2 tRNA genes and 3 rRNA genes are annotated in these 5,386 nt (G+C 53.7%); all 5 read right to left on the reverse strand.

Annotation, left to right across the window (positions count from 1 at the left end):
• Window positions 1-3: 3 nt before the first annotated feature.
• Window positions 4-117: ribosomal RNA gene (gene rrf, locus HV773_RS36240) — 5S ribosomal RNA — on the reverse strand.
• 160 nt (window positions 118-277) lie between these two features.
• Window positions 278-3,158 (reverse strand): 23S ribosomal RNA (locus tag HV773_RS36245).
• A 294-nt stretch (window positions 3,159-3,452) separates the two neighbouring features.
• A tRNA-Ala gene (locus HV773_RS36250) sits at window positions 3,453-3,528 on the reverse strand.
• A gap of 54 nt (window positions 3,529-3,582) precedes the next feature.
• Window positions 3,583-3,659 (reverse strand) — tRNA-Ile (locus tag HV773_RS36255).
• A 65-nt stretch (window positions 3,660-3,724) separates the two neighbouring features.
• Window positions 3,725-5,257, reverse strand: a 16S ribosomal RNA gene (locus HV773_RS36260).
• The 16S, 23S and 5S rRNA genes sit together here with 2 tRNA genes alongside, the layout of an rRNA operon.
• Window positions 5,258-5,386: the final 129 nt, after the last annotated feature.

Raw genomic sequence — 5,386 nt, forward strand, 5'->3', positions numbered from 1 at the left:
GGAGCCTGACGATTACCTACTTTCACACGGGCAATCCGCACTATCATCGGCGTGGAGCTGTTTCACGGTCCTGTTCGGGATGGGAAGGGGTGGGACCAGCTCGCTATGGTCATCAGGCTTGACGGGTTGCTGCGTCGCCTTTATGGGCGCCACAGCCAATCGGGAAGAAGCGTAAAGAGGTGTTGCTGAATTGGGGTTGTGTTGTTTCTGGCACAACACCGATCTCTCAACCTGTGCGTCCTGCTCACCCTCTGCGGGCGCAAGACACACCTGTTATAGGATCAAGCCTTACGGGCAATTAGTATCAGTTAGCTTAACGCATTACTGCGCTTCCACACCTGACCTATCAACGTCCTGGTCTCGAACGACCCTTCAAGGAGCTCGAAGCTCCGGGGAAGTCTCATCTTGAGGCGAGTTTCCCGCTTAGATGCTTTCAGCGGTTATCTCTTCCGAACATAGCTACCCGGCAATGCCACTGGCGTGACAACCGGTACACCAGAGGTTCGTCCACTCCGGTCCTCTCGTACTAGGAGCAGGCCCCCTCAAACTTCCAGCGCCCACGGCAGATAGGGACCAAACTGTCTCACGACGTTTTAAACCCAGCTCACGTACCTCTTTAAATGGCGAACAGCCATACCCTTGGGACCGGCTACAGCCCCAGGATGAGATGAGCCGACATCGAGGTGCCAAACACCGCCGTCGATATGAACTCTTGGGCGGTATCAGCCTGTTATCCCCAGAGTACCTTTTATCCGTTGAGCGATGGCCCTTCCATACAGAACCACCGGATCACTATGACCTGCTTTCGCACCTGCTCGACTTGTCAGTCTCGCAGTCAAGCACGCTTATGCCATTGCACTATCAGCACGATTTCCGACCGTACCTAGCGTACCTTCGTACTCCTCCGTTACACTTTGGGAGGAGACCGCCCCAGTCAAACTGCCTACCATGCACTGTCCCCGACCCGGATCACGGGCCAAGGTTAGAACCTCAAACAGATCAGGGTGGTATTTCAAGGACGGCTCCACGGAAACTAGCGTTCCCGCTTCACAGCCTCCCACCTATCCTACACAAACCGGTTCAAAGTCCAATGCAAAGCTACAGTAAAGGTTCATGGGGTCTTTCCGTCTAGCCGCGGGGAGATTGCATCATCACAAACACTTCAACTTCGCTGAGTCTCGGGAGGAGACAGTGTGGCCATCGTTACGCCATTCGTGCAGGTCGGAACTTACCCGACAAGGAATTTCGCTACCTTAGGACCGTTATAGTTACGGCCGCCGTTTACCGGGACTTCAATCAAGAGCTTGCACCCCATCATTTAATCTTCCGGCACCGGGCAGGCGTCACACCCTATACGTCCACTTTCGTGTTTGCAGAGTGCTGTGTTTTTATTAAACAGTCGCAGCCACCAGTTTATTGCAACCCCTTCACCCTTCTGGCGCGAGCCAGTCAAGCTACCAGGGCGTACCTTATCCCGAAGTTACGGTACCAATTTGCCGAGTTCCTTCTCCCGAGTTCTCTCAAGCGCCTTAGAATACTCATCTCGCCCACCTGTGTCGGTTTGCGGTACGGTCACTGCTGAACTGAAGCTTAGAGGCTTTTCTTGGAACCACTTCCAGTTGCTTCGTCTCCGAAGAGACTGGCCTCACACCCTTGAATTCCGCGCCCGGATTTGCCAAAGCGCCTTCTCCAATGCAAGGACCGGGACTTCCAACACCCGGACAACCTTCCGCGATCCGTCCCCCCATCGCATTCAACAATGGTGCAGGAATATTGACCTGCTTCCCATCAGCTACGCATTTCTGCCTCGCCTTAGGGGCCGACTCACCCTACGCCGATGAACGTTGCGTAGGAAACCTTGGGCTTACGGCGAGGGGGCCTTTCACCCCCTTTATCGCTACTCATGTCAGCATTCGCACTTCCGATACCTCCAGCACACTTTCCAGTGCACCTTCGCAGGCTTACGGAACGCTCTCCTACCATGCGTGCAAAGCACGCATCCGCAGCTTCGGTATATAGCTTAGCCCCGTTACATCTTCCGCGCAGGACGACTCGATCAGTGAGCTATTACGCTTTCTTTAAAGGGTGGCTGCTTCTAAGCCAACCTCCTGACTGTTTTAGCCTTCCCACTTCGTTTCCCACTTAGCTATATTTGGGGACCTTAGCTGGCGGTCTGGGTTGTTTCCCTCTTGACACCGGACGTTAGCACCCGATGTCTGTCTCCCGTGATTGCACTCTTCGGTATTCGGAGTTTGCTATGGCGACGTAATCCGCAATGGACCCATCAACCATGACAGTGCTCTACCCCCGAAGGTGATACACGAGGCACTACCTAAATAGTTTTCGGAGAGAACCAGCTATTTCCAGGTTTGTTTAGCCTTTCACCCCTATCCACAGCTCATCCCCTAACTTTTCAACGTTAGTGGGTTCGGTCCTCCAGCACGTGTTACCGTGCCTTCAACCTGGCCATGGATAGATCACCTGGTTTCGGGTCTACACCCAGCGACTAATCGCCCTGTTCGGACTCGCTTTCGCTACGCCTGCCCTATTCGGTTAAGCTTGCCACTGAATGTAAGTCGCTGACCCATTATACAAAAGGTACGCCGTCACCCCTTGCGAGGCTCCGACTGTTTGTATGCATGCGGTTTCAGGATCTATTTCACTCCCCTCCCGGGGTTCTTTTCGCCTTTCCCTCACGGTACTGGTTCACTATCGGTCGATCACGAGTATTTAGCCTTGGAGGATGGTCCCCCCATCTTCAGACAGGATTTCACGTGTCCCGCCCTACTTTTCGCATACCTAGTTCTTCCAATCTGTCTTCGCCTACGGGGCTATCACCCACTATGGCCACACTTTCCAGAGTGTTCGGCTGACAGTTCAGATAAAGAATGCAGGCTGGTCCCATTTCGCTCGCCACTACTCTGGGAATCTCGGTTGATTTCTTTTCCTGCGGCTACTTAGATGTTTCAGTTCGCCGCGTTCGCTTCACATGACCTATGTATTCAGTCATGGATACTCCATTCGGAGTGGGTTTCCCCATTCGGATATCGGTGGATCAAAGCTCGTTTGCCAGCTCCCCACCGCTTTTCGCAGGCTACCGCGTCCTTCATCGCCTGTGATCGCCAAGGCATCCACCACATGCACTTGTTCGCTTGACCCTATAACGGGTGTGTCTCTTTCGTGTTGCCACGTCCGGACTCACGCGCTACAGGTTGAGTATTCGTGTTGCGCCGTATTTCAAGGCAATCTTTCGATCACTTAAAAATACATTGATACAATCACAACCCTGATTCACCTACTCCACACCCATCTCTAAGTGTGTTTCAGATGAATCTCTTTACTACTTCTTCCTGATTGTTAAAGAACGACAGCCGATATTTTCATATCGCTCTGACTGGCTCAATTGCCAATGCGCAGTCTTCTGCTTGTGCAGAACGCTGTGCATTGGGAATTGGTGGAGGATGACGGGATCGAACCGACGACCCCCTGCTTGCAAAGCAGGTGCTCTCCCAGCTGAGCTAATCCCCCAGTCATACATACATACTCAAGGGGCGCATTTATCAGTCAGCCGTCACAGACAATTGGTGGGTCTGGATGGATTCGAACCATCGACCCCCGCCTTATCAAGACGGTGCTCTAACCGACTGAGCTACAGACCCCTGAGTCTGTCTTCTATACAGCCGACAAGTGTGAGCGCTCAACAACGTTTCGCAATGAGCTCTGGAAAGGAGGTGATCCAGCCGCACCTTCCGATACGGCTACCTTGTTACGACTTCACCCCAGTCATGAATCCTGCCGTGGTGACCGTCCTCCTTGCGGTTAGACTAGCCACTTCTGGCAAAACCCACTCCCATGGTGTGACGGGCGGTGTGTACAAGACCCGGGAACGTATTCACCGCGGCATGCTGATCCGCGATTACTAGCGATTCCAGCTTCACGCAGTCGAGTTGCAGACTGCGATCCGGACTACGATCGGTTTTCTGGGATTGGCTCCACCTCGCGGCTTGGCAACCCTCTGTTCCGACCATTGTATGACGTGTGAAGCCCTACCCATAAGGGCCATGAGGACTTGACGTCATCCCCACCTTCCTCCGGTTTGTCACCGGCAGTCTCCCCGGAGTGCTCTTGCGTAGCAACTGGGGACAAGGGTTGCGCTCGTTGCGGGACTTAACCCAACATCTCACGACACGAGCTGACGACAGCCATGCAGCACCTGTGTTACGGCTCCCTTTCGGGCACATCCACCTCTCGGCAGACTTCCGTACATGTCAAGGGTAGGTAAGGTTTTTCGCGTTGCATCGAATTAATCCACATCATCCACCGCTTGTGCGGGTCCCCGTCAATTCCTTTGAGTTTTAATCTTGCGACCGTACTCCCCAGGCGGTCAACTTCACGCGTTAGCTACGTTACCAAGCCAATGAAGGCCCGACAACCAGTTGACATCGTTTAGGGCGTGGACTACCAGGGTATCTAATCCTGTTTGCTCCCCACGCTTTCGTGCATGAGCGTCAGTATTGGCCCAGGGGGCTGCCTTCGCCATCGGTATTCCTCCACATCTCTACGCATTTCACTGCTACACGTGGAATTCTACCCCCCTCTGCCATACTCTAGCGATGCAGTCACCAATGCAGTTCCCAGGTTAAGCCCGGGGATTTCACATCGGTCTTGCATCACCGCCTGCGCACGCTTTACGCCCAGTAATTCCGATTAACGCTTGCACCCTACGTATTACCGCGGCTGCTGGCACGTAGTTAGCCGGTGCTTATTCTTCCGGTACCGTCATCCCCCCGGGGTATTAACCCAGAGGATTTCTTTCCGGACAAAAGTGCTTTACAACCCGAAGGCCTTCTTCACACACGCGGCATTGCTGGATCAGGCTTGCGCCCATTGTCCAAAATTCCCCACTGCTGCCTCCCGTAGGAGTCTGGGCCGTGTCTCAGTCCCAGTGTGGCTGGTCGTCCTCTCAGACCAGCTACAGATCGTCGGCTTGGTAGGCCTTTACCCCACCAACTACCTAATCTGCCATCGGCCACCCCAATAGCGCGAGGTCTTGCGATCCCCCGCTTTCCTCCGTAGAGCGTATGCGGTATTAATCCGGCTTTCGCCGGGCTATCCCCCACTACTGGACATGTTCCGATGTATTACTCACCCGTTCGCCACTCGCCACCAGGTGCAAGCACCCGTGCTGCCGTTCGACTTGCATGTGTAAGGCATGCCGCCAGCGTTCAATCTGAGCCAGGATCAAACTCTTCAGTTCAATACCTGTTACTGTTTTCGGTCTCTCTCGAGACCGGTCGCTCACTCAAAGTGCTGACAGGTTTTCTGAATAAATTCAAAAACCTGACTTACTTTTGTGTGAGACTCTTGATACTTTCGCTACTCCCGG

This window comes from Paraburkholderia caffeinitolerans (genome assembly GCF_902859945.1).
In the GTDB taxonomy this organism is placed as follows: Bacteria; Pseudomonadota; Gammaproteobacteria; order Burkholderiales; family Burkholderiaceae; genus Paraburkholderia; species Paraburkholderia caffeinitolerans.